This is a genomic window from Massilia sp. S19_KUP03_FR1, from assembly GCF_036688685.1.
Classification (GTDB): Bacteria; Pseudomonadota; Gammaproteobacteria; order Burkholderiales; family Burkholderiaceae_D; genus JALYUM01.
The window spans coordinates 1-1485 of the sequence record NZ_JAQQPS010000067.1; the positions used below are offsets into that span (position 1 = coordinate 1).

At 63.9% G+C, this 1485-nt stretch carries 1 protein-coding gene; it reads right to left on the reverse strand.

Features of this window, described 5'->3' with window-relative positions; translation table 11 throughout:
* Positions 1 to 7 precede the first annotated feature (7 nt).
* Complete coding sequence (locus tag V6M87_RS27155) at positions 8 to 1357, reverse strand: IS4 family transposase (protein WP_442920650.1); 1350 nt, start codon at positions 1355 to 1357, stop codon at positions 8 to 10.
* Positions 1358 to 1485: the final 128 nt, after the last annotated feature.

A 1485-nucleotide genomic window follows, 5' to 3' on the forward strand; every position in this document is an offset into this window, starting at 1 on the left:
CACCTCGTTATACACAACTCTTTAGTGCGCCCATTTCACGTAACGTGCGTATCGTTTCCGCCGCCACGTGAACATCCTTCAATCCAAGCCAGATCGTCTTGACGCCGGGCTCGCCATCGCTCTTGCGGGCGAGGAAGCCGCCTATGCAGGCGACTTGGCGCAGAACGTCGTTCAGACGTGGCTTGTCCGGAGGTGTCTTTTTGCGCAGCAGATAGGCCGCTTGAATCTCATCCGGGTCGAAGAACAGTTCCGCGTCCAAGTCCGGGCAGGTCCGGCCCAGGCGCATCAACCGCGCGATGCGCCAGGCCACCACCATGAACAGTGCCAAGGCCCGTTCAAGCTGCGTGATCGAGCCCAGCTGCAGCGCCTCGACGCGGCAGGCGTTTTTCAGAACGTCGAACAGCATCTCGATTTCCCAGCGCGCGCGGTACCAGTCGATCAACTCGACCACAGCCTCGGGCGTGGCTGCCTCGCGGTTGGTCAGCAAGCGCCATTCGATCGGCTTGACGCCATCCGGCGCATCGATCTCGCGCGCGATCACGCAGGTGGCGGCGACGCTCTTGCCTTTTCCCGCCGGCAGGATCACCGTGCGCACCCACAGTTGCTGGCGCACCGTGCGCGCCTTCACCCCGTGCCGCGCCGCCATCGCGAACGTCAGCTCGCCGATGGGCGCGCCTGCGCCCGTGTGTTCCCACAGCCTGTCGCCGTCGGGCATGCACCGGTTGTGCTTGGCGCGCACCAGCCAGTCGGCCGGCGCGCCCAGTTCTTGCGCGCGCAGCATCAGCGGGACCAAATCGGCCTCGCGGTCGGCCACATACACCAGCCGTGTGTCGGGCAGCTGCGCCGCCATCTCGGCGATTCGTTCGTAGCCCTCGATCCAGCGCAGACTTTCCTTCGGCCCGCCGCGCGCGCCGGTCTTGTCCTTCTTTTCGCGTGCCCACATCCAGGCGTCTATTATGCCCAGCGGCTCGCGCGCGGGCGTGACAGCGTACGTCGGGTGCAGGTACATGCCGCGCTGGGCCTCGTAGCTCAACGGCCCAAGGCCCAACGCACGCTGGCCGTTGAAGTCCAATTCGGTCGTGTCCTGCAGGCACAGCACCACCGGCAACGCGGCCATGCGTTGCTGCGTCTGCTGCCAGTGTGGCGCCATGATCGCCTGCCAGTCGACGCTGTCGTTGTCGAAGAAGCGATACGCCCCCATCGTCTCGCCCCAGCCTTGGCACGCCTTCGGCACGCTCGCCGTCGGGTCAGCCGCAAATCGTTCCATCAAGATCCTCGCTCGTTTGTTCAGGCGCGCATCGCCCAGGTCGAGCTGTCTAAATTCCGTCTCGGTCCAAGGTGCTGGTGCTATCGCCAATTTGTCCACGCAAAAGACGAGAGCAAACCTGATTCGCCGCAAGTTTACAAGGGGCGCGTTAAGTCCTTGAATGTAAACGTGTTTTCATGCCGGCCGGACGACGGTGCGGACTTGTGTATAACGAGGTG